The following is a 22319-nucleotide window of genomic DNA, read 5'->3' on the forward strand; positions in this document are numbered from 1 at the left end:
CAGCCATGCCCGAGTACCGCCGCATCCTCCTCGACGGCGCCACCGTCGAGGTCACCGTCGACGGGGACGAACTCGTCGCCGGTGACGGCCGCCGCGTCAAGACCGAGGAGGCGCACCACCTGCCCCCGGTCGTGCCCTCCAAGGTGATCGCCGTCCACCTCAACCACCGCAGCCGGGTCGACGAGTTCGGGATCGAACTCCCGCCCACCCCCACCTACTTCCACAAGCCGACCTCGGCCCTCAACTCCCACAAGGGCGCGATCGTCCGCCCCGAGGGCTGCAAGTGGCTCAACTACGAGGGCGAGGTCGCCATCGTCATCGGGAGGACGGCGCGGAACATCTCCCCGGCGGAGGCGGGGGAGTACATCGCCGGCTACACCGTCGCCAACGACTACGGCCTGCACGACTTCCGGGACACCGACGCCGGTTCCATGCTCCGCGTCAAGGGCTCCGACACCCTGTGCCCGCTCGGCCCCGGCCTGGTCACCGACTGGGACTTCCGCGGCAAGAGCCTGCGTACGTACGTCAACGGCGAGGTGGTCCAGGACGGTTCGACCGACGAGATGCAGTGGGACATGCACTACCTCGTCGCCGACATCGCCCGCACCATCACCCTCCACCCCGGTGACGTCCTGCTGTCGGGAACCCCGGCCAACTCCCGCCCGGTACAGCCCGGTGACGTCGTCGAGGTCGAGGTCGAGGGCCTGGGACGGCTCACCAACCACATCGTGACCGGCCCGGCCGCGATCCGCGCCGACGTGGGCGCCCAGCCGACCGAGTCCGAGGAGGTCCTGTCCACCGCGCTCGGCGGGGACTGGGAGTTCCGCGGCGTCCGCCCGCCCCGGCGCTGATGCGGGCCGCACGAGCGCGCCGTACCGGGCGTCAAGGAGAAGGACGCCCGGTACGGTGTTCCGGCCGGTGGCGCGTGGAGGCCACCGACGGCAGGCACACCCGCGCGGGCTTCGCGCCGGGCCCCGTGAGCTGGCGGGTAGGGTCGCAGCCATGACCGAACCCGCCGAGACCCCCGAGGGCGGCAAGCCGCGTCGGCGCATGAACTACGGAGAGGGCCGCGAGGCCCTGCTCAACGCCGCCGTGCGCGTCGTGGCCCGGGGCGGCCTGCGCAAGCTCACCTACCGGGCCGTGGCGGAGGAGGCGGGCACCACGCACGGACTGGTCGTGCACCACTTCGGTTCGCGGGACGCGCTCATCGAGGAGGCGGTCGCCCACGCCATCCGCACCTCCCTGAACACCAGCGCGCTCGAACCCGGCACCGGCCGGATCGAGGAGTTCTCGGTGGGGGTGTCCGAGATGGTCACGGCCGACCCGGACATACAGTCCTTCCAGTACGAACTGCTCCTGGAGGCCAGGCGCCGCCCCGAACTGCTCCCGCATCTGCGGGCGTTGTACGACGAGTACTTCGACGCGACCGGACGCGAACTGGCCCGCATGCTGCCGGGCCGGGCCGGACAGCCGCTCACCCGGCTCGTCTTCGCCGCCCTCGACGGGCTGGTGCTGCACCAACTCGTCTTCGACGGCCCCGAGATCACGGACGCCGCCGTGGAGGAGCTGCGCTCGCTGCTGCGGCTGCTCCAGGACCGGTCGGACGCCCCCGCCGAGAGGCGCGACTGACGCTCCGACCCGCATGTTTCAAGGCCCCGGACGACGGTCGTCCGGGGCCTTGCGCATTCGGCCCAGGAAACCTGCCGCAGCCCCTTGTCAAACGGATAGTTCCAGCCCAGTATGAGGCAACTCGTTTGGCCTGAAACGAATCCCTCTTCCTCCCTGGCAGGTGATCCGAGTGGACAGTCAGACGGCGGTCGTGAACCCGACCGCGCCCGACGCCTCCACAGCAGGCAAGCTCAAGCCCAACTCGCTCGGCGTCCTGGGCATCCTCTTCTTCGTCCTCTCCGCCCAGGCGCCGCTCACCGGCGTCGCGGGTGCCGTGCCCATCGCCGTCGGCGTGGGCAACGGCGCGGGGGCGCCCGCCGCCTATGTGGTGGCGGGCCTGATCACGCTGCTCTTCTCCGTCGGCTTCGTGGCGATGGGCCGGCACGTCGTGGACGCCGGTGCCTTCTACACGTACATCGGCAAGGGGCTCGGCCGGACGGTCGGCACCGGCAGCGCGGGTGTCGCGCTGTTCGCCTACTGCGCGATCCAGGCGGCCATGTACGGGCTGTACGGAGCGACCGTGAACGGCCTGCTCGCCCACTACACCGGGCTCGACGTGCCCTGGTGGGCGTGCGCCCTGGTCACGATGGTGATCGTCCAGGTGCTCGGCAGCGCCGGCATCGAGATGGGCGCGAAGGTGCTGGCCGTCTTCGTCCTCGCGGAGTTCAGCATCCTCAGCGTCTTCGCGCTCGTCACCTTCTTCAAGGGCGGCGGACCCGAGGGGCTGGCCTTCACGCAGTCGTTCTCGCCGAGCGCGGCCTTCGAGGGCGCCCCCGGAGTGGCCCTGATGTTCGCCGTCGCGTCGATGATCGGCTTCGAGGCCACCGCCATCTACGGCGAGGAGGCACGCGAACCCCGCAAGACGGTCCCGCGGGCCACCTACACGGCCGTCGCCTTCGTCACCGGCTTCTTCGGCTTCGCCTCCTGGATGCTGGTCTCCGCCTACGGCCCCTCGAAGGTGTCCGCGGCGGCGGGCAAGGCGTTGGAGAGCGGCGACTCCACCGGCTTCGTCTTCGCGCCCATCGCCGACCTGTTCGGCGGCTGGGTCAACGACGTCCTGCCCGTCCTGCTGGCCACCTCCCTCTTCGCCGGCATCCTCGCCTTCCACAACTCCGCCAACCGCTACCTGTTCTCGCTCAGCCGCGACGGACTGCTGCCCAAGGCGCTCTCGAAGATCAACAGCCGTCACTCGCCCAGCGCGGCCGGCCTGGTCCAGACGGCCGTCGCGGTCCTGCTGGTCGTGCCGTTCGCGCTGGCCGGCAAGGACCCGGTACTGACCCTGTTCTCGTGGGGCAGCGGCGTTGCCGTCCTCGGCATCATGGCCCTGTATCTGCTGACCTCGGTCTCCGTGGTGGCCTTCTTCCGCCGGGAACGCCTGGACACCCGGCCGTGGAACACCCTGATCGCCCCCTCACTGGGAGCCCTCGGAGTGGCCGTGGCGATCTGGCTGATCGTCCAGAACTTCACCACGCTCATCGGGGGCGAGAGCAGCACCGCCCTCGTGCTCGAACTGATCGTCCCGGCCGTCCTCCTCCTGGGCGTCGTGGCCGCACGGCTCACCCGCGGCAGAACCGGGACGGCCGGCGGCTGACGCCGACCGGGCCGGTCAGCCGGCCCGGTCCGCCACCTGGTCGGGGAAGCCGTCGACCAGGCGGCGGGCGTTCGTCCGGGCCGAAGGGGAGTGCGCGCACGTGGCACTCCCTTCCCCGTGGGGTCCGCGGACGCGCCGGATCGATGCGAGGGGCTCTTGCCCCGATTCCGCGCCCAGCCTATCGTTTGGGTTCAAATAATATTCTGGAGGTCCCGCATGCTGGACGTCACCCACGAGGAGTGGCTGCGCCGGGCCAAGTCCCTGAACCCCTCCGGCGCCCATCACATCGACGGCGCCGACGAGGACGGATCGGGAGCGGTCTTCGACGCCGTCTCGCCCCGCGACGGCCAGGTACTCACCCAGGTCGCCGACGCCGGCACCGCCGAGGTGGACGCGGCCGTCGCCGCCGCTCGCCGAGCCTTCGACGCCGGCCCGTGGCCGCGCCTCGCGCCCGCCGAGCGCGGCGCGATGCTGCTGCGCATCGCCGACCTGCTCCAGGAGCGCCGGGCCGAGCTCGCGCTCACCGTCAGCCTGGAGATGGGAAAGCCCGTCACCGACGCGTACGGGATCGAACTGCGCGCCCTGATCAACACCTTCCGCTGGTACGGACAACTCGCCGACAAGGTCACCGACGAGTCTCCGCACACCGCGGTGGACGCGCTCGCCCTGGTCACCCGCGAACCCGCCGGAGTCGTCGGCGCGGTCGTCCCGTGGAACTTCCCCCTCACCCTCGCCGGCTGGAAGGTCGCCCCGGCCCTCGCCGCCGGCTGCACGGTCGTCCTGAAGCCCTCCGAGAACTCACCGCTGTCCGCACTGCTCCTGGCCCGGATCGCCACCGAGGCCGGACTGCCGCCGGGCGTCCTCAACGTCGTGGGCGGCACCGGACCCGTCGCGGGCCGGGCGATCGGCCTCCACCCGGACGTCGACGTCCTCGCCTTCACCGGCTCCACCGCCGTCGGACGCCACTTCCTGCACTACGCCGCCGACTCCAACCTCAAGCGCGTCTGGCTCGAACTGGGCGGCAAATCACCCAACATCATCCTTCCCGACGCCTCCGACCTGGAGAAGGCCGCCGCCACCGCGGCCTGGGGCATCTTCTTCAACCAGGGCGAGATGTGCACCGCCCCCTCCCGGCTGCTCGTGCACACCTCGATCGCGGAACAGGTCACCGAGTCCGTCGTACGGCGGGCACGGGAGCTGCGGATCGGCGACCCCCTCGACCCGTCCACCGAGATGGGCGCCCTCGTCGGCGAAGCCCACCTGGGACGCGTACAGGACCACATCGCCGCCGGTCTCGCCGAGGGCGCCCGACTGCGTGCCGGCGGCAACCGCACCCTCACCGACACCGGCGGCAGCTTCCTGGAACCGACCGTCTTCGACCGGGTGGACCCCGGTATGCGGCTCGCCCGCGAGGAGATCTTCGGCCCGGTCCTCTCGGTTCTCACCTTCGACGACGTGGACGAGGCCGTACGTCTGGCCAACGACACCGAATACGGCCTCGCCGCGGGGCTCTGGACCTCCGACCTCTCCACCGCGCACCGGGTCTCCCGCGCCCTGAAGGCCGGCACGGTCTGGGTCAACTGCTACGAGGAGGGCGACCTGACCGTCCCCTTCGGCGGCATGAAGCAGTCCGGCAACGGCCGCGACAAATCCGCCCACGCCCTGGAGAAGTACACGGAACTCAAGACCACCTGGATGCAGTTGTGACGCGCCCCCTGATCGCCGTTCCGGCCCGCTTCTCCGCGACCACCTCCGCGCTGCGGTACGCCGCCGAGGTCAACGCCCGTGCCCTGATCGAGGCGGTGTGGCGGGCGGGCGGTGAACCGGCGACCATCCACCCGACCGACCCCGCCGTCACGGACGTCGCCGGACGCCTCGCCCGCTTCGACGGCGTCCTGCTCCCCGGCGGCGGCGACCTCGCCCCCCACCGCTACGGGGCCGCAGGTACGCACGACAGCGTCTACGACGTCGACGACCTCCAGGATGCCTTCGACCTCGAAGTGGCCCTGAGGGTGCTGGACTTGGGCCTTCCCCTGCTGGCCGTGTGCCGCGGTCTCCAGGTGGTGAACGTCGCTCTCGGGGGCACCCTGGAACAGGACATGGGCGGTCCCGAACGCGAACACCGGCACGTCGTGCACCCGGTGGCCCTCGAACCCGGAACCCTGCTGGAACGGGCCACCGGCGCCCAGAAGGTGGAGGCGTCCTGCTACCACCACCAGCGGGTCGAGCGCCTCGGAACGGGCCTCACGGTCACCGCGCGCGCGGCGGACGGAACAGTGGAGGCCCTTGAACTCCCCTCCACGGAGGGGTGGTTCACCGCCGTGCAGTGGCACCCGGAGGACACCGCACACGAGGACCCGGTCCAGCAGGCGCTGTTCGACGCACTGGTGGATGCGGCCCGGAACCCGCGTGCGGGACGAGGTCGATGTATGACCCGCGGAGGACGCTGACGGCTGCGGGAGCCGACGGTCCTCAGCCCTCAGCCCTCAGCCCTTGGCCCGGCGGCCGCTGCGGCGGCGGGCCGGTTCGGCGCCGTCGAGGAGGGTGAGACGGCGTTCCTCGCCCTCCTCCTCGACCTGGCGTACGACCTGCCGCAGGCCCTCCGCGACGCTGTGGCACTCCTCGGCGCTGAGCCGTGACGCGACGAACGCCTCTTCCTCGTTGAACCGCGGGAACAGGCGCTCCATCAACGCCTCGCCCTCCTCGGTGAGGCTGAGCAGCTTCAGCCGGCCGTCGGACGGATGGCCGGCCCGTGTCATCAGCCCGCGTCCCTCCAGGGTTCGCGAGACGCCGGTGAGCGTGCCCTTGGAGATCCCGGCCTCCTCCGCCACGTGCCGGGTCTCCGTCTCGCCCCAGATCCAGACCACCCAGAGCACGACGAAGGAGGTCCAGGTCAGATCGGCGTCGCGCAGCACCGAGTTCTCCAGGTGCTGGCGGACCGCGGACGCGGCACGGTAGATGTTCGCGACCACCGCCATCTGCTCGCGGTGTATCGGTATGCCGCCCAGCTTCGCAGCTGCCAGCTTCTCCGCTTCGGTGATGGACCGATGGCCGGGCACAGGCGGACTCCCTTGGTCGTTCGGACCCAAATTGTACGGGACGTGTCCAGATTTCCTTCGGAGCGATGTCGAGAGCGGCTCGGCGGCTCTGTTCGAACGTGCGCTCGGGCGGGAGCCTCGGCACGCGTGGTCACCGACGGTGTCCTCGGCGTCGAGGACCGACCGACCGCCGCGACCGGCCGCCGTCTACGTCCTCCGAGGGCGAACTCGTAGGCTGCGGAGGCACGCTCACGAATTTGAGAACACCGGCAGAGTGAGGAACGCGACATGTCCACGTGGACCCGCACGTTACGCGAGGCCGGCGTCACCGAGCCGGACCTGTGCGCCGCGTACGGCCGACAGCGCGCGTTCGTACGGCGCTTCAAGACTTCCGAGTACCTGACCGTCCGGCTGCTGCTCCCGGCTCACCTGCGCCCGTCGGTCGTCGCCGCCGTCGCCTTCATGCACGAGACCGACGAGCGCGTCGACACCGGCACACGCGAGGCGCGAGGCGCGGCCCTGGAGTTGTGGGCGGCCGCCACACGTGCGGTGCTCGACGGCGGGCCCGCCACCGACGCGACGCTCAGGGCGCTCGCGGACACGGCCACACGGCACCCCCGACTACCGTGCTACGTCGAGGGCTTCCTGCGCGGAGCGCGGCACGAGGTCGACTACGACGGCTTCGACACCGACAACGAGCTCCAGTCCTACGTCGACGGATACTCGCTGCCCGGGTTCATGCTCCTGACCTGCCTCCTGGAGCGAGAGGAGTCCGCGGAGGACGAGGCGTTCGTACGCTGCTGCCGTGACCTCATCGAGGCGATGCAGCGCATCGACTTCCTCGACGACCTGGCCGAGGACGCGGCGCAGGGACAGGTGGGCATCCCGAGGAAGGACCTGGAGCGCCATGGCCTGTCGGTCGAGGTCCTGCGGAGTCCTACGGACGCCGACCGTGCGCGGCTGGGTCGGCTCATCGCGGAACAGGTCGAACTGGCACGCCCACGACTGGCCGCGAGCGCGGAGTGCGTGGACCTGGTGACACCGCGGACGCGCCCCTTCGTCACCGCCCTGCTGGAGGTGCAGGAACTCCGGCTGCGCGCGGTCGAACGGAAGGGCGGCGGCCTGGTCGACGGCGGCGCGCGTCCGTCCGTACCCACGCTGCTCGGTGTGCTGGCACGCCAGTACCGCGTCGCACGGCGGATACACTAGAGCTCGGCCGGTCCGGGCCCAAGTGCCCCCGTTGGTCAGCCCCTTTCGGCGGGCTGCCCGACCGGCCGCAGTGGGCATCCCGTGCCGATGCGCGTGACCAGGTCGGCCCGCAGCGTGGCGAGTTCGGCGATACGGGTGTCGACGATCCGAAGCTTCTCCTCGAAGAGCGCGGACAGTGCCTCCGCGCTGTCCGGTGCGTCGCGCAGTGTCTCGCCGGTCCGGGCGATCTCCGCCAGGGAGAAGCCGAGAGCCTGCGCGGTACGGACGTACTCGAGCCAGGCCACCGTCTCGGGCCCGAAGTCGCGATACCCGTTGGGCAGGCGCCGGCCCGTGACGAGGCCGACCTTCTCGTAGAACCGGATCGTGTCTCTGGTCATGCCTGCCTGCTCGGCAAGCTCACCGATGCGCATGCCCCTCCACCGGATAGCGGGCTTGACCTTGGAGCGTAGTCCACTGTTTAGCGTGAGGCGTCACTGTCACAAGACCAGCAGGAGTCCTGTCGTGAGCCGTCTTCGCACGCCCGAACGCCCCGGCTACCTCCGCGTCGTGCGGGCGAGTGCCTGGTACGACCTGGCCGTCACGGCCGGATTCGCAACTCCGTGGACCTTCGCCCTGGTTCACGACGCACTGTCGTCGGGCGGCGACGCGCTCGGCCTCGGCGCCCTGCCCGAACTCGACGCGTGGCAGGTCCTGTTCGCCAATCTGATGGGCTCGGTGGTGGTGGTCTGGGCGGTGTTGCGCATTGTCAGGCCGCTGCCGGAGCATGGACTGTTCGACGGCATCGCGCGCGCCCTGTTCGCGACCTGGCAGGCCTACGCACTGGCGCAAGGTGTGTCGCGGCTGGTCTGGCTCTTCCTCGGCATCGAGGTGGCCTTCGGCGTCCTCCAACTCGCGCCGTGGATACGGAGCCGGGACACAGACCCCGTGGGCAAGGGGACAGCCCGACCGACGGACGCGCTCTCGGCACCGTGAGCCGGTGAACCGGAAGGCTCATCCGTCCCGCGTTGACTGCCACGGCCCAGGCCCCGCCGCGCCGGTTCGGAGCGGCGGGGCCTGGGTCCCGTGAGGTCAGTTGGGTGGGTAGTTGAGTGTGCCGGAGTCGGCGGCGTCGACGTATCGGCCGGCGAGGTCGGTGTAGTACGCGTCGGACGGGTTGCCGTCCGAGAGGTCGGCTGTCTTGACGGTCGAGGACGTGGCCGTGCCGTCGGTGGAGACCGCCGCGGCGAAGTCGATGACCCGGCCGGGGTAGTTGTCGAGCAGGGTGGTGTTGACCTGCTCGCGGGCGGCCTCCTGGGCCGCGGTGCCGGGGTGGGCTGCGGTGAACGGCGGGATGGTGGCGAGGTAGACGGTGATGTCGGAGTTCTGGGTGACCGGCTGCTGGTTGAGGTAGATCTGGCCGTCGTCGGTGGCGTACGAGCTCAGTTGGCCGTCGAGGGAGGACAGTCCGCTCTCCACGTCGGTGGCGCAGGTGTCGGCATTGCCGGTGCAGTTCAGGAGGTCGGCGGCGCCGATGGAGACGAGGACGGTGCGCGCGTTGCCTTGGGCCAGCACGCTGCGGTCCTGGGGGTTGAGCGCGTTGACCGGGTTGGGACTGTTGGTGATCCGCGGCAGCAGGCTGTCGCTGTCGTTGCCCGCGTCGAGCACGCCGTAGCGCACGGAGGTGTCTCCGTGGGGATCGCCGACCAGGGCGTCGGTGATCGCGTCGCTCAGGTGATGCCGGCCGTCGTCGCTCGCGGTGTCCCCGTCGACGCTCCGGTCTCCGTAGAGGACCAGCGAGCCGGTGGGGTCGGAGGTGGAGGTGGTGACGTCGATGCCGGAGAGGTACGGCAGGCCGGTGTACGTGGTCCGCGTGTAGTGGGCGGCGGTCGTGTCACCGGTGCGGTCGGCGCGGTCACTGACCCAGACGGGAGTCCGGGCCACGGAGCGGCCGGGCATGGCGGGCGCCTCGCCGCGCACCTGAAGGCTGACGAGCACGGTTGCCTGCTGCGGGACGGTCAGGGTGACCGGGTCGCTGGTGGCGTCGGCGCCTGCCGGAATGGTGACGGAGAGGGAGCCGCCGAAGGTCAGGGCCACTGGTGCCGCGCCCGCGGTGGCGCCGTCCGTGGTGGTGTCCTGGAGGGCGACGGAGGCCGCGTGGAAGGTCACCGGGGTGGCACCCATCGCGTTGGAAAGGTGGATGCGCGCTCCGCTTCCGTCGCCGGTGCCGATGCTGACGTGGGCCGGGATGCGAAGGGTCTGGCTGTCGACGGCCGCTGCGTTGCCGTCGGACAACCGCACCTTGTCGGTGTCCTGGACCGAGGCCCAGGTGCCGACCCAGTGCTGGGCGCTGGATCCGCTGCCGGTGAGGGTCGTCGGCCGTATGCCCAACCCGAGGATGTGCAGGGCGGGTTGGCCCGCCTGGACACCGTCGGTGAACCGGGGAAGGGAGATCTTGCTGACGACCGAGCCGGGGCAGACCAGCGGGACGCTGACGGCGTAGACCTTCGGGCCGGAGCTCGGGCTGGTCTGGGTGTGGTCGCCGTGGTTCTCGTGGACCAGGGTGATCGAGGCCGCGGAGGACGGCCCGGAGAGCCAGTCCGGCACGGTGTCCAGTTCATAGCTCTGGTCGGTCGGGTCGCCGTTGGGGTCCAGGCAGTTGTTCTTGGCGTAGGTGATGGTGCCGGTGGCGCCCTTGGCCGCGTCGCCTGTGGCGAAGGCGAGGAAGACCACGGCGTCGCCGGTGTTGACCACGCCGCTGTCCGGCAGGGTGACGGTCTGCCCGGAGGCCAGCATGTTGTCGTAGGTGCCGGTGCCGAACTTCGGCAGCGTGATGGTGGCGCCGTCGATCGTGACGGCTGTGCCGCTCCGCCAGCCCGCTGTCCTCGTCAGATCGGCGGCGTTGAAGCTGTTGCCGGAGCCGTCGGCGTCGGCGGGGCTGGTCGCGGTGGTGAAGGTGCTGGTGGCGGTGTTGTTCAGACAGCCGCTGGTGTCGTTGATCGCACAGCTCGGCTGGGCCGCCAGCGGGGAGCGAGTGCTGTGCGACGGAGTACGGGATTGAGCCGGGGTGCCGGACGCGGCGTGGGCCGGTGCCGTGGTCGTCAGAGACCCGGCGGCCAGCGCCGCGGCCACGACGGTGACGGCGACGATCGGCCTTGACGCGGAGCGTCTGGAAGCAGGCCTGAATAAGCGGAAGACGGACATGGACGTCGGGATCCTTCCCGGGACACAAGCGGGCCCCCCGTGGGTCCGCGACGCTGTGCATTCTGTGAGGCCGGTATGTGCACAGTCCATTGCTATTCGATCGCCACGAGCCGACCTGTGGTCCGTTTTTGGATCATGTGGCTGGAGATGCGTCGAGAGTTGGGTGATTCCTTTATTTTCCCAGGGACGATTCTTTGCGTTCCGTCTCGCCTTCGAGTCGCTCGTTCCAGGCGCGCAGCTTCTCCGGGTTGCGCACGCCCCAGATACGGGTGATCCGGCCGTCAGCGATCTCGAACGCGGCCACGTTCACGGTCAGCTCCCCGCGCAGCGCCACCAGGCCCGGCCGGCCGTTGACCGAGAGGACCCGTAGCTCCATGCCGGGCGCACGGACGCCGATGTCCGCGATGTAGCGGGCGATCCGCGCCGCACCCTCCACCGGTCGCAGCGTCGCGCCGACCAGGCCGCCGCCGTCCGCGACCATCACCGCGCCCGGGTCCAGCAGGCCGACCAGGGCGGGGATGTCCTGCCGCTCCCACGCCTGTTTGAATTCCCGGACGATCCGCGCCTGCTCGGCGCTGGGCACCGGCGCGGACCGCACGGCGCGGACGCGGCGGCGTCCCGAGGAGGCCAGCTGCCGACAGGCGGCCGGTGAGCGCTCCACGATCGCGGCCACGTCGTTGAAGGGGTACTGGAAGACGTCATGCAGCACGAAGGCCACGCGCTCGGCCGGAGTCAGCGCCTCCAACACGACGAGGAAGGCCATGTCCACCGACTCGTCCAGCACGATCTGGTCCGCCGGGTCGGTCGTCTCCGCTCTCCGCCCCGGCAACTGTGCGGCGTCGGGCAGCGGTTCGGGGATCCACTCGCCCACGTACCTCTCGCGTCGTGCACGGGCTGAGCCCAGCACGTCCAGGCAGATACGGCCGGTCACCGTGGTCAGCCAGGCCCGGGGCGAGGCGACGTCCGCGCGCCGCTCCGGCGTCAACGCGTACCAGCGGGCGAGCGCTTCCTGCACCGCGTCCTCGGCCTCGGCCAGCGAGCCCAGCATCCGATAGGCGACGTTCGTCAGCCACGGGCGCTCCTGTGCGACGGCGTCGGTCACCGTGTCTCCCTCACTCGAACCCGATGCCCATCATGATCGTCACCGGCCCCGCTAAGGGCAACGGATCGGGTCGCCTCACATTCTCGGCACCTGCGTCGTCGTATCCGCGACGGCACACAGGCGAGCAGAGGAAGACACCGTGGCCACGCAGACCATCTCCCAGCCGAGCAGCACCTTCTACCCGGCGTTCGTCCGTATCGCGGTCGCCGCGCAGACACTGACGTTGTTCTTCCAGGCGGCCACCGCCGGCCTTCTGCTCTCGCACCACCTCGGCGTCCTGCACGCGGTCGGGGCACGGGTCATGTACGGCGCTGCCATGCTGTACGTCCTGGCCGCCATACTGGCCTGGCGCCCGGGTGGCGGCTCGCCCAAGCCGATCCTCTACGGCGCCACGTTCCTGGTCCTCGCCTCGGTGCAGGTGGTTCTCGGGATCACACACACCTTGAGCCTGCACGTTCCACTGGGTGTGCTCATGTTCGCCATGAGCTTCTACCAGCTCGGCCGCGAACTGGCGGCCCGCCACCGCGTGGGGTGAGGCCGGTCCGGTTCGTCGCCGTCTCACGTCGAAGGGGAGGCACGGTGCAACGCAAGGCTGTCGCGGTCCAGGGGGACCGCGTTTCGGAGTGGGGCTGGTTCCTGGCTTGGCTCGCGGTCGGCGGGTGTCTGGCCCTCGGGCTGGCCGCCCTGCTGTCGGTGGGGGTGGCCCTGATCGCCCTGGCCGCCGTGGCCGCGGTCCTCCTGCTCCGGAAAGGGCACAGAAATGCCCTGGTCGGAGCCGTCGCGGGCCTCGCTCTGCCGCTCTTCTATCTCGCCTACCTGAATCGTGGCGGTCCGGGGGACGTGTGCCACGCCACGGCCGGGGGGAGTACGTGCACCGAGGAGTACACACCGGTGCCGTTCTTGATCGCCGGTTGCCTCCTCTTCGCCGCCGGCGTCGTGACCTTCCTCGTACTCGATCGCCGGCGCAGGGGTGGGCGCCGACCGAGGGCGTAGCCCGGCCGACAGGAGGGGTGTGCCCCAGCCGCCGCTTCTTGATCGATCCGGGCCCCGAAAAGCGTTCGTCGGCGTCTTCCGGCCGCGCTAGCCTCGCCGGTCATGGGAGCACGAGCGCAGTACGTGGTGGTCGAGAACGGTGCCTGGCAGCGGTACTACTCGCACTGGGCCGCCAACCGGATGGTGCACGACCTCCTGCCCGGTCCGGCCGCGGCGACACGCTGCTTCCGTGCCAACCAGGAGACCGACGAATGGCTCGACGACGTGTGGTGCGAGGGCGCCGCACTCGTCGACCACGATCGCCGGGTCCTGCTCTGGTTCGCCTTCGCGGAGAGCTGGGCCGACCACCTCGCCGCCCGCGCCGTACTGGCCAGGACCTGGCCCGGCTGGGACGTCCGCTTCGCGCACGACGGGATGGGCGATCTGACCCACCACCTGGGCCTCGAAAGGGACTTGACCCGTTCGCCCGGTTGGTTCGAGACCTTCGAACCTTCCTGGTTCGCGGACACCGAGGACACCGAGCCCTGGTCCGTCGTCTCCCTGCGTCTGCCCGACGGAAGCGTTCGCGCGTGGGGCAGCGGTCGGGAGCCCGTCGAGCACGTCGCCGACGGCCCCGGTCTGATCGACCTGCTCCTGGCGTCGCCGGCCACCCCTCGTCTCACGGACATGCCGTACGGCGGCGTCCACTTCGAGCCGCGGGCCCGCACCGTCTCCCTCTGGGCGGTGGGGACCGTGGCCGGCATCCACGACTGGCCGTTGCCGGGCTGGGAGAACTGGACCCTGGACTTCCGCGGCGACGACCACACCCAGCAGGCCCGCTTGCTCCCGGTGGACTTCCCCTTCCCCCAACCTCCGCTCACGACCGCGCTGTTGAGTCTCGGCAACAGGCTCGGGAACCCGTCTCCCGACAACGGCGCGCTCATGGCCCGCGCCACGAGCGCACCAGGTCCGGAGGGGACCACCCCTGTGGTGAACCCCGCCGCACTGGTACCGCACGAGCCGGTCGATCCCACCCCGGCCGAACTGGCCATGCTGAGCACGGCAGTTGACGCACTGGTCGCAGGGACGGAGGCCGGCTGATCACCACGTCAGCGGCACGGGGGCAGCTCCCGCGGCCGCCGCGGTGCCGTCCATCGGCCCCAAGGGTGACGCGGAGGGTGTGGACGGCGCAGATGGTCAGGCGGGTGGCAGCGGCTGCTCCGTCCAGACGGTCTTGCCGTCGTGGGCGTAGCGGGTGCCCCACCGCTCCGTCAGCTGCGCGACCAGGAAGAGCCCGCGGCCACCCTCGTCCGTACTGAGGGCCCTTCGGAGGTGAGGGGACGTGTGGCTGGTGTCGGACACCTCGCAGATCAGGCACTGCGTACGGATGAGGCGCAGGGTGACGGGGCCGTCCCCGTACCGGTAGGCGTTGGTGACGAGCTCGCTCGCGACCAGCTCGGTGGTGAAGACCATGTCCGAGAGCCCCCACTCGGTCAGTTTCGCCGTGATCAGCTCCCGGGCGCGGGAGGCGGCGGTCGCTTCCAGGGGCAGCTGCCATGTGGCGACGTTCTCCGGCGGCAGTACCCGGGTGCGGGCGATGAGCAGCGCGATGTCGTCGGTGGGGCGGCGGTCGACGGGCAGCAGCGCTTCGACCACGCCGTGGCAGGTGCTCTCCAGGGGATCGTCGCAGTGGGCGAGACATGTGTGCATCTTCTCCAGCGCGGCATCGATGTCGCCGTCGCGCGCCTCCAGGAGACCGTCGGTGTAGAGCGTGAGCAGGCTGCCCTCGGGGAGGTCGAGTTCGTACATCTCGAACGGCAGCCCGCCCAGGCCGAGCGGTGGTCCCGCGGGCAGGTCGAGCACGGTCACCTGGCCGTCCGGCGTGGACACCAAGGGTGCCGGATGGCCGGCGCGTGCCAGGGAGCATCGCCGGGAGACCGGATCGTAGACCGCGTAGACGCACGTGGCCCCGAGCGTCTGCTCGATCGACGCCGGGTCGCCCTCGGCGTTGGTCTCCAGTTCGGCGGCGAGCAGGCTGACCAGATCGTCCAGCCGGGCCACCACCTCGTCCGCCTCCAGGTCGAGGCTGGCCAGGGTGCGTACGGCGGCGCGCAGACGCCCCATCGAGGCCGCGGCGTGGATTCCGTGGCCGACCACGTCACCCACCACCAGGGCGACCCGGGCCCCGGACAAGGGGATCACGTCGAACCAGTCGCCGCCGATGCCCGGTTCGCCGCTCGCCGGGAGGTACCGGCAGGCCAACTCCGCGGCCGGCAGGTCGGACACCGCGCCCGGCAGCAGGCTGCGTTGCAGCGTCAGAGCGGCGCTCTGCTGCTGGGTGAAGCGGCGCGCGTTGTCGATGCACACGGCCGCACGCGAGGAGAACTCATGGGCCACCGTGGCATCGTCCTCCTCGAAAGGCTCCGAATGGCGTACGCGCCACAGGCTCACGACGCCCAGTACGAGGCCGCGTGCGAGCAGGGGTACGGCGATCAGGGAGTGAACGCCGAGACCTACGGCGATCTCGATGCGGCGCCGGTCCATGGCGTACCACTCGGGGCGCAGCGACAGGAGCCGTTCGAGAACCGGGCGGCGCTCCGCCAGGCAGCGCGCCTGCGGGGAGTCCGGGAGGAGCGGGACCACCTCGCCCTCCTGGTACGGGACCCTTGATTCGGGGGGCGACAAGGCCACTCGCAGGAGCGCGCCGGCCGTGTCCGAGGGCAGCTCGTCACCGAGAGCCACCGGCTTCAGGAGGTCGACCGAGCAGTAGTCGGCCAGTCCTGAGGAGGCCACCTCGGCCAGTTCCCTGGCCGTCTGCGTCACGTCGAGCGAGGTTCCGATCCGGGCGCTGGCCTCGTTCAGCAGAGTGAGCCTGCGTCGGGCCTGATAGCGCTGGGTGATGTCCTCGATCGTCTCCGCCACGCCGAGGACCCGGCCCGAGGAGTCCTCCATCCGGAACGCGGAGACGGACACCATCCGTTCCCGCCCCGGAGCATGGCGTGTCCGGGCCGACTGCTCCGTGAAGATCAGCGGCTCGCCGGTCTCCAGGACGTGGCGAACCCGCTCATCGGCCGGACCCGCGTCCTCGTCGACCAGGAACTCACCGGAACGACGGCCCACCGGCGCGTCGGCTGTGATGCCGCTCGCCTTCGCGATCGCGCGGTTGATCCGGATCACCTTCCGGTCCGGGCCGTGGATGGCCAGACCGATGGGGGACCGGTGGTACAGGCCGTCCAGCAGCGCGCGGTCCCGCTGCCAGGCGGCGACTTCCGTGGCAGGGGCACCGACCAGGAACCACTCCTGACGGTCTCCCTCACGGGTGATCGCACGGGCCCGGAACCCCATTTCCACACGCCGCCCGTCGCGGTGCCGTACGCGCAGGACTCCGAACCAGCCGCCCGCCCTCATGGCACTCACGACGACGGACCGCGCGACGGGCAGGTCACGCGCGTCGACCAGGAGGTCCCGCCAGGGCCGTCCGATCACTTCCTTGGTCCGGTAGCCCAGCAGCTCCTGCGCACGGCCGCTCCAGCCCACCACCGTGCCGTGATCGTCGAGCACGGCCCAGGCGGCATGCCCGAGGGCGAACGGATCCTCCGGACTCTCGCTGAAATCCATCGAAGGTGTCCCCATAACCACCTCTTCGTCTCAGTGACTCCGATGTTCCTCCTCCCGGTCCCCGTCCGCGACTCTCCCTGATCCATGACGAGCCGTGTCGGCGAGCGCTTTCGGAAGGGTCGGCCCCCGTCAGCCGGCCGCGGGGATCAGCCCGACCCGGTAGGCGAGGACGACCGCCTGGACCCGGTCGCGCAGGCCGAGCTTGGCCAGGATCCGTGAGACGTACGTCTTGACCGTCTCCGGGGTGATGAACAGCGCCGCGGCGATCTCCGCGTTCGACAGCCCCTCGGCGATCTGCCGGAGCACGTCCAGCTCGCGGGGTGTCAGCGCGCGCACGAGCCCTTCCCTGGCCGCCGGCCGGGCGGTGTCGGCCGGCCGCAGGTGTTCGGCGAAGTGACCGATGAGGTGGCGCGTGACGGCGGGCGCCAGCAGGGCCTCGCCCCGGGCGACCGTCCGGATCCCGTTGACCAGCTCCGCGGGAGGCGCGTCCTTGAGGAGGAAGCCGCTGGCTCCGGCCCGCAGCGCGTCGTAGACGTAGGCATCGATGTTGAACGTCGTGACGACCAGCACCTTCGGAGGGGTCCCGGCGTCGGGACCGGCCAGTTGCCGGGTCGCCTGGATGCCGTCCAGCAGGGGCATCCGGATGTCCATCACCACCACGTCGGGCCGCAGCCGCCGTGCGGCGTCCACCGCCGCGTGCCCGTTCTCGGCCTCCCCGACGACCTCGATGTCGGGCTGCGCGGAGAAGATGGTGACGTAGCCGGTCCGTACCAGTGCCTGGTCGTCGCAGACGAGTACGCGGATGGGTTGCGGCGCATCGCTCACGGGGTCACTCCTGAACGGGCTTGGACGGAAGGGTTGCGCGGACCTCGAACCCGCCCTCGGGCCGGGCTCCGGCCTCCAGTTCACCATCGAGCATCCTCACCCGTGCGCGTAATCCGGCCAGACCTCGTCCGCCCGCCGGGCCGGGCTTTCGCGTGACCGGTACGGTCCCGGGGGAGGCGGCGGGCGCGTCGGTCGCCACCTCGATCTCGACGTGCTCCGCGCGGTGCCGGACCAGGACGTGGGTCCTCTGCCCGGACGCGTGCTTCATCGCGTTGGTGAGCGCTTCCTGCACCACGCGGTACGCGGCCAGCTCCACGTCCACGGACTGTGCCCGCCGCTCGCCCTGCTCGCTGAACTCGACCGGCTGACCCGACCTGCGGGCCTGTTCGACCAGGTCGGCCACTCGTCCCAGGGCCGGGGCCCGGTCCGCGCGCGCCGGGTCGGCGGCCGCGGACTCACCGGTCGCCTCCAGTACGCCGAGCAGGTACCGCAGTTCCGTCAGGGCCAGGCGGCCGGTGTCGCTGACGGCCGCCAGCCCTTCCCTGGCCCGCTCCGGCGCGGAGGTGAGCAGGAACTGCGACGCGTCGGACTGGACCACCATGGCCGTCACATGGTGGGTGACCACGTCGTGCAGCTCGCGGGCGATCCGTGCCCGCTCCGCGGCCGCGGCCGATTCGGCGGCCAGCCGCCGCCGCTCCACCTCTTCAACTCGTCGCGTCCGCGCGGCACTTCCCACCAGCCAGATCGCGGCCAGCGTCAGATAGAACGCCAGATAGTCAGGGAATTCCAGGGGCGAGCCGAGGTGGTTCAGGACGACGGCCAGTACGGCGTAGGCCGTACTCGCCGCGACGGTCACCGTGCGGCGGAGGCCGGCCTGATGGGCCCCGGTGGAGTACAGCGCGAGATACAGCCCCACACTCCCGAACGTCGTCGCGAAACCCAGCGCCTGGTGCACGGCGAACGCGCCCGCGACGACGGCCAGACAGGCGGCGGGCCACCGGCGGCGGGCCGCGAGCGGCAGGGTCTGCGCCAGGATCAGCCCGACGCCCAGCGCGTTCGCCGGCCGCTCGGGCAGATCGCCGATCTGCCCCCCGATCTTCGACAGGGTCGGCACGAAGGCCAGCAGGGTGAGCACCAGGGCAAGGACGCCGTCCTTGACGGAGGCGTCCCGCTCACTCCACCAGACAACCGGGGCCCGGAGCAGCGGCGGACTCCACAGCGTCTGACGGGACATCATTTCCCTTTCCTCCAGCCGGACTTGCTCAGTGCCGGGCCCGCCGCCGCGGCAGCAGACCGCCGTTCCGGCGGGCGAGGACGATCATACGGACGGTGATCAGTACGCTGAGGGCGATGGGCACGATCGACGTCTCCAGGCCGAAGGCGCCGCCGTTCAACAGGGCGGAACCATGGACGTCGACGGTGTAGAGACCCTCGGGCGTGTGTCCGGAGACCGGGATGCCGAGCAGTTGCTCGGCGGTGTTCCAGGTGAAGTGCAGGCCCGCGACGAACCAGATGCTACGCCGCCACAGGAACGCGGCACCGAGCATGACGCCCGCCTCGACGGCGATCGCCACCGCGCTCCACCCGTTGGCCCCCGGAGCCACCAGGTGGGCGACGCCGAAGAACAACCCGGTGATCGCGATGGCGGCCCGGCTGCCCCACAACCGCTCCAGAGCCTGGACCGCGAGGCCGCGGAACAGCAGCTCCTCGGTGACCGCGGCGCCGATCTGCACCATGACCGCGGACCACACGACCGGCACGAAGCCGTTGCCCGCCCAGGAGAACGAGTAGCCGCCGAAGATGGTGATCAGGAGGGTGGACACGAGGATGAAGCCCAGACCGATCCCGCCGCCGAGCACCACCTCCCGGCCCGCCCCGCGCCGGGCGATCTCCGGCGTGGAGCGTCGTGCGACGAAGCGCATGACCGCCCAGTACACGGCGACCGCGGTGGCCGCTCCCAGCGCCGGCACCGGACCGGGGCCCGTCGCGGTCAGGCCCGAGACGAGACCGACACCGACCATCCCCGTCAGCATCCAGCCGAGCGGCGACCGAACGATCCGGCCGAACCGGCCGCCCCGGCCGTCGACTTCCTCGACCGGGCCCGCGTCTTCGCCCTGCGGTGCGGTGGACGTCCTGTCCATCATGGCCTCCCCGTGTGGTGGTGGTCGCGCCGGCGGCGACCTGACCACCACGCTAGGGACGGGCCGGCGTCCGCGATTCACCCCCATGGGGACAATCCCTGTAGCTCTCACGGGGGATGCGGCGACACCACCCGCGGATCACGACCTGGTAAAAGGAGTACCCCGTGGGGGGCTAGGCGGCGCGGGCGAGGGCACACGGCATTCCGCGGCACCGATCGGTGCCGGTCCTCGAAGGAAGAGAGAAACCCGTGTACGTGAGCCTGGGAACCGTCGTCCTGATCATCATCGTGGTCGCCGTCGTCATGATGCTGCGCCGTCGCTGAGCCGCGCCGGCGGACGGGTCCGTCGAAGGGGACCACCCGGTGTTCGTGAAGTCGTCCTGGAATTGCCCGGCATGCCTTCCCGGAACCCGGGTACGTGAACTGGCGCCGATCGCCAAGAGGCAGCGGTACGGGGGCTACAACGCATGGGAGGGCTCTGAGATGACGGTCACCGAGGTGGCGGAGGCGCGGACAGTGGCGCTGCCGGAGATAGCGGACCCGTCCCAGGTCGCTCCCAAGGACGCCCGCCGGATGTCCCGGCTGTTCTTCGATCAGCTCGCCGTTCTCGAAGAGGGCACGGCGGAGTACCAGTACGCCCGCAACACGCTGATCGAGATGAACATCTCCCTGGTCCGCTTCGCCGCGGCGCGTTTCCGCAGCCGCGGCGCGGACGAGATGGAGGACATCGTCCAGGTCGGCACCATCGGACTGATCAAGGCGATCGACCGGTTCGAGCTCACCCGCGAGGTCGAGTTCACCTCCTTCGCGGTGCCCTACATCGTCGGTGAGATCAAGCGGTTCTTCCGCGACACCTCCTGGGCCGTGCACGTGCCCCGCCGGCTCCAGGAGGCCCGCGTCCAGCTCGCCAAGGCCACCGAGGAACTGCGCAGCCGGCTCGGCCGTACCCCCACGGTCAAGGAACTGTCCGAGCTGATGTGCCTGACCGAGGAAGAGGTCAACGAGGCACGCCTCGCCTCCAACGGCTACAACTCCAGCTCCCTGGACGCGGCCATCAGCACGAACAACAACGACGGCGAGAGCGCGCTGGCCGATTTCATCGGCATGGAGGACAACGCCCTCGAACTCGTCGAGGACTTCCACGCGCTCGCCCCGCTCATCGCCCGACTGGACGAGCGTGAGCGCCGCATCATTCACATGCGGTTCGTCGACGAGCTCACCCAGGCACAGATCGGCGAACACCTCGGCGTCTCGCAGATGCACGTCTCCCGTCTGATCTCCCGTACCCTCGCCAAGCTGCGCCAGGGGATGGCGACCACGGGCTGATCCAGAGCGCCGACCGAGGAGTCAACTCTTGAATACGCGGCCCGGTCCGAGGCGTTCGCGCCGTCGGGGTTCGAAAACTCCGGGCCGTCGGACGGGGTCCAAGCGGTGACGTAGGGGCCGGTGCTGGAGCCGAGAAGTCAACTGCGTTGGTTTCAGCTTCAGTTGTTGACGTCTGGAGGGTGCGGAGATACAACCCGGAGAGAGCGCTCTCCGTCTGCTGTAGCTCCGCCCCCCACACGCCGACCCGGCATGAGGAGATCCCGCATGCAGTCCTTGGCCAGCGCCCCACCGCAACGACCGCCGGGCGGAACCGCCCGCCCCCGTACGGCTCTCGCTCTCGTCGTCGTCCTGCTCGCCGCCTGCGTCGCCTTCCTGAGCCCCGCGCCCGCGCACGCCGCCGACCAACTGCTGTCCCAGGGGAAGCCCGCCGCGGCCTCCTCGACCGAGAACGGCTCGTTCCCGGCCGGGGCCGCGGTCGACGGCAACACCGGCACCCGGTGGTCCTCGGCCTTCGCCGACCCGCAGTGGCTGCGCGTCGACCTCGGGTCGGTCCAGCAGCTGACCCGCGTCACCCTGAACTGGGAGGCCGCCTACGCCACCGCCTTCCAGATCCAGACCTCCACGGACGCGAACACCTGGGCCACCGTGTACTCCACGACGGCCGGCACCGGCGGCACCCAGAACATCACCGTCACCGGCAGCGGCCGCTACGTGCGCATCCTCGGAACGACGCGGGCCACCCCGTACGGCTACTCCCTGTGGGAGTTCCAGGTGTACGGGCCCGGAGGCACCACCACCCCGCCGGACTCCTTCTGGGGCAGCACCGGCGACATACCCGCCGCGAACAACGCCGTCGAGGTGAAGATCCTCAACCGCACCAACGGCAAGTACCCGGACAGTCAGGTGTACTGGAGCTTCAACGGCCAGGTGCACTCCATCGCCGAGCAGCCCTACCTCGACATGCCGGCCAACTCCGCGGGCCGCATGTACTTCTACCTCGGGTCGCCCAACGGCCCGTATTACGACTTCATCGAGTTCACCGTCGGCAACAACGTCTTCAACGGCAACACCACCCGGGTCGACGCCTTCGGCCTCAAACTGGCCATGCGCCTGCACTCCAAGGACGGTTACGACGTCGAGGTCGGTGAGAACCGGCAGACGTTCGCCGAGGACCGCGCGACGACCTTCCAGCGGTTCACAGCAGCCGTCCCCGACCAGTTCAAGGTACTGGCGCAGACCCAGTCCCCGTACCGGATCATCGCCCCCGGCAGCGACCCGAGCTTCCGGGCCGGCGGCGCCAACGCCAACTACTTCACCTCCTACGCCCAGTCCGTGGGCGTGAACGCCGCCACCTCCGACATCTTCGGCTGCGCGGCGGCGCTCGCGGGCAACCCGAACATGTGCGCCGCCCTCAACCGTCACGTGGCGACGCTGCCCGCCTCCCAACAGGGCGATGCCGCGCAGTTCTTCAAGGCGGCGCCCGCCAACTACTACGCCAGGTTCTGGCACGACAACGCCATCAACAACCTGGCCTACGGCTTCCCCTACGACGACGTGGCGGGCCAGTCCTCGTTCGTCTCCCACGGCAGCCCGCAGTGGCTGCTGGTCGCCGTCGGCTGGTAGCGGCGGCAGCGGGCGCGGGGCGGCTCG

20 protein-coding genes are annotated in these 22319 nt (G+C 70.5%); 12 read left to right on the forward strand and 8 right to left on the reverse strand.

All coding sequences use genetic code 11. The features are described from left to right. The first annotated feature begins 5 nt into the window (after window positions 1-5). From ACZ4AA_RS17060 to ACZ4AA_RS17080, 5 genes are all read left to right on the forward strand, one after another. Entirely contained in the window at window positions 6-851 is an 846-nt protein-coding gene (locus ACZ4AA_RS17060; protein WP_467602021.1) for a fumarylacetoacetate hydrolase family protein, read from the forward strand. Between the two features lie 151 nt (window positions 852-1002). Continuing rightward, window positions 1003-1629, forward strand: a complete 627-nt coding sequence (locus tag ACZ4AA_RS17065) for a TetR/AcrR family transcriptional regulator (protein ID WP_467602024.1) — start codon at window positions 1003-1005, stop codon at window positions 1627-1629. 169 nt (window positions 1630-1798) lie between these two features. Next, window positions 1799-3259, forward strand: coding sequence for an APC family permease (locus ACZ4AA_RS17070; RefSeq protein ID WP_467602029.1), 1461 nt, complete (start codon window positions 1799-1801; stop codon window positions 3257-3259). 216 nt (window positions 3260-3475) lie between these two features. After that, window positions 3476-4966: an aldehyde dehydrogenase gene (locus ACZ4AA_RS17075; RefSeq protein ID WP_467602032.1), complete on the forward strand. Its 1491-nt coding sequence runs from the start codon at window positions 3476-3478 to the stop codon at window positions 4964-4966. Then, window positions 4963-5709, forward strand: coding sequence for a gamma-glutamyl-gamma-aminobutyrate hydrolase family protein (locus ACZ4AA_RS17080; RefSeq protein WP_467602035.1), 747 nt, complete (start codon window positions 4963-4965; stop codon window positions 5707-5709). Before ACZ4AA_RS17075 ends, ACZ4AA_RS17080 begins: the two co-directional genes overlap by 4 nt. A 36-nt stretch (window positions 5710-5745) precedes the next feature. On the opposite strand, the gene ACZ4AA_RS17085 is transcribed toward ACZ4AA_RS17080, so the two are convergent. After that, entirely contained in the window at window positions 5746-6318 is a 573-nt protein-coding gene (locus tag ACZ4AA_RS17085) for a MarR family winged helix-turn-helix transcriptional regulator (protein ID WP_467602038.1), read from the reverse strand. Between the two features lie 267 nt (window positions 6319-6585). Here ACZ4AA_RS17085 and ACZ4AA_RS17090 point away from each other — a divergent pair, with 267 nt between their 5' ends. Further along, the gene (locus tag ACZ4AA_RS17090; RefSeq protein ID WP_467602041.1) at window positions 6586-7506 is read left to right on the forward strand and encodes a phytoene/squalene synthase family protein; all 921 of its coding nucleotides are present in this window, start codon (window positions 6586-6588) and stop codon (window positions 7504-7506) included. A gap of 35 nt (window positions 7507-7541) precedes the next feature. Here ACZ4AA_RS17090 and ACZ4AA_RS17095 read toward each other — a convergent pair whose 3' ends face one another. Beyond that, complete coding sequence (locus tag ACZ4AA_RS17095) at window positions 7542-7916, reverse strand: MerR family transcriptional regulator (protein ID WP_467602044.1); 375 nt, start codon at window positions 7914-7916, stop codon at window positions 7542-7544. A 91-nt stretch (window positions 7917-8007) separates the two neighbouring features. On the opposite strand from ACZ4AA_RS17095, the gene ACZ4AA_RS17100 reads away from it, so the two are divergent. Then, window positions 8008-8478, forward strand: coding sequence for a hypothetical protein (locus tag ACZ4AA_RS17100; RefSeq protein WP_467602047.1), 471 nt, complete (start codon window positions 8008-8010; stop codon window positions 8476-8478). 96 nt (window positions 8479-8574) lie between these two features. Here ACZ4AA_RS17100 and ACZ4AA_RS17105 read toward each other — a convergent pair whose 3' ends face one another. Then, complete coding sequence (locus tag ACZ4AA_RS17105) at window positions 8575-10686, reverse strand: SGNH/GDSL hydrolase family protein (RefSeq protein WP_467602050.1); 2112 nt, start codon at window positions 10684-10686, stop codon at window positions 8575-8577. 172 nt (window positions 10687-10858) lie between these two features. Continuing rightward, window positions 10859-11788: an RNA polymerase sigma factor SigJ gene (gene sigJ / locus ACZ4AA_RS17110; RefSeq protein WP_467602053.1), complete on the reverse strand. Its 930-nt coding sequence runs from the start codon at window positions 11786-11788 to the stop codon at window positions 10859-10861. Between the two features lie 139 nt (window positions 11789-11927). On the opposite strand from sigJ, the gene ACZ4AA_RS17115 reads away from it, so the two are divergent. From ACZ4AA_RS17115 to ACZ4AA_RS17125, 3 genes are all read left to right on the forward strand, one after another. Next, window positions 11928-12323 carry a hypothetical protein gene (locus tag ACZ4AA_RS17115; RefSeq protein ID WP_467602056.1) on the forward strand — a complete coding sequence of 132 codons (396 nt, stop codon included), beginning with the start codon at window positions 11928-11930 and terminating at the stop codon, window positions 12321-12323. A 44-nt stretch (window positions 12324-12367) separates the two neighbouring features. Next, entirely contained in the window at window positions 12368-12781 is a 414-nt protein-coding gene (locus ACZ4AA_RS17120) for a hypothetical protein (protein ID WP_467602059.1), read from the forward strand. Between the two features lie 102 nt (window positions 12782-12883). Next, window positions 12884-13861 carry a hypothetical protein gene (locus tag ACZ4AA_RS17125; protein WP_467602062.1) on the forward strand — a complete coding sequence of 326 codons (978 nt, stop codon included), beginning with the start codon at window positions 12884-12886 and terminating at the stop codon, window positions 13859-13861. A 96-nt stretch (window positions 13862-13957) separates the two neighbouring features. Here ACZ4AA_RS17125 and ACZ4AA_RS17130 read toward each other — a convergent pair whose 3' ends face one another. The 4 genes from ACZ4AA_RS17130 to ACZ4AA_RS17145 all read right to left on the reverse strand — a co-directional run bounded on the left by ACZ4AA_RS17130 (window position 13958) and on the right by ACZ4AA_RS17145 (window position 19344). Continuing rightward, entirely contained in the window at window positions 13958-16378 is a 2421-nt protein-coding gene (locus ACZ4AA_RS17130) for a SpoIIE family protein phosphatase (RefSeq protein ID WP_467602065.1), read from the reverse strand. Window positions 16379-16507: 129 nt separating this feature from the next. Beyond that, on the reverse strand, window positions 16508-17203 hold the full coding sequence (locus ACZ4AA_RS17135; protein ID WP_467602069.1) for a response regulator: 696 nt from the start codon (window positions 17201-17203) through the stop codon (window positions 16508-16510). A 4-nt stretch (window positions 17204-17207) separates the two neighbouring features. Then, window positions 17208-18440 carry a sensor histidine kinase gene (locus ACZ4AA_RS17140; protein WP_467602072.1) on the reverse strand — a complete coding sequence of 411 codons (1233 nt, stop codon included), beginning with the start codon at window positions 18438-18440 and terminating at the stop codon, window positions 17208-17210. Between the two features lie 25 nt (window positions 18441-18465). Beyond that, complete coding sequence (locus ACZ4AA_RS17145; protein ID WP_467602075.1) at window positions 18466-19344, reverse strand: lysostaphin resistance A-like protein; 879 nt, start codon at window positions 19342-19344, stop codon at window positions 18466-18468. A gap of 482 nt (window positions 19345-19826) precedes the next feature. Here ACZ4AA_RS17145 and ACZ4AA_RS17150 point away from each other — a divergent pair, with 482 nt between their 5' ends. Next, entirely contained in the window at window positions 19827-20669 is an 843-nt protein-coding gene (locus ACZ4AA_RS17150; protein ID WP_467602078.1) for an RNA polymerase sigma factor SigF, read from the forward strand. 264 nt (window positions 20670-20933) lie between these two features. Next, complete coding sequence (locus ACZ4AA_RS17155; RefSeq protein WP_467602081.1) at window positions 20934-22292, forward strand: beta-1,3-glucanase family protein; 1359 nt, start codon at window positions 20934-20936, stop codon at window positions 22290-22292. Window positions 22293-22319: the final 27 nt, after the last annotated feature.

It is taken from the genome of Streptomyces sp. NPDC024698 (assembly GCF_055559015.1).

What these genes read in the sequence shown, in the direction of transcription:
- ACZ4AA_RS17105 (WP_467602050.1), bottom strand. Translation starts at nt 10,686, where the DNA reads ATGTCCGTCTTCCGCTTATTCAGGCCTGCTTCCAGACGCTCCGCGTCA.
- ACZ4AA_RS17130 (WP_467602065.1), bottom strand. Translation starts at nt 16,378, where the DNA reads ATGGATTTCAGCGAGAGTCCGGAGGATCCGTTCGCCCTCGGGCATGCC.
- ACZ4AA_RS17090 (WP_467602041.1), top strand. Translation starts at nt 6,586, where the DNA reads ATGTCCACGTGGACCCGCACGTTACGCGAGGCCGGCGTCACCGAGCCG.
- ACZ4AA_RS17145 (WP_467602075.1), bottom strand. Translation starts at nt 19,344, where the DNA reads ATGGACAGGACGTCCACCGCACCGCAGGGCGAAGACGCGGGCCCGGTC.
- ACZ4AA_RS17060 (WP_467602021.1), top strand. Translation starts at nt 6, where the DNA reads ATGCCCGAGTACCGCCGCATCCTCCTCGACGGCGCCACCGTCGAGGTC.
- ACZ4AA_RS17140 (WP_467602072.1), bottom strand. Translation starts at nt 18,440, where the DNA reads ATGATGTCCCGTCAGACGCTGTGGAGTCCGCCGCTGCTCCGGGCCCCG.
- ACZ4AA_RS17075 (WP_467602032.1), top strand. Translation starts at nt 3,476, where the DNA reads ATGCTGGACGTCACCCACGAGGAGTGGCTGCGCCGGGCCAAGTCCCTG.
- ACZ4AA_RS17065 (WP_467602024.1), top strand. Translation starts at nt 1,003, where the DNA reads ATGACCGAACCCGCCGAGACCCCCGAGGGCGGCAAGCCGCGTCGGCGC.
- ACZ4AA_RS17095 (WP_467602044.1), bottom strand. Translation starts at nt 7,916, where the DNA reads ATGCGCATCGGTGAGCTTGCCGAGCAGGCAGGCATGACCAGAGACACG.
- ACZ4AA_RS17150 (WP_467602078.1), top strand. Translation starts at nt 19,827, where the DNA reads ATGACGGTCACCGAGGTGGCGGAGGCGCGGACAGTGGCGCTGCCGGAG.
- ACZ4AA_RS17125 (WP_467602062.1), top strand. Translation starts at nt 12,884, where the DNA reads ATGGGAGCACGAGCGCAGTACGTGGTGGTCGAGAACGGTGCCTGGCAG.
- ACZ4AA_RS17155 (WP_467602081.1), top strand. Translation starts at nt 20,934, where the DNA reads ATGCAGTCCTTGGCCAGCGCCCCACCGCAACGACCGCCGGGCGGAACC.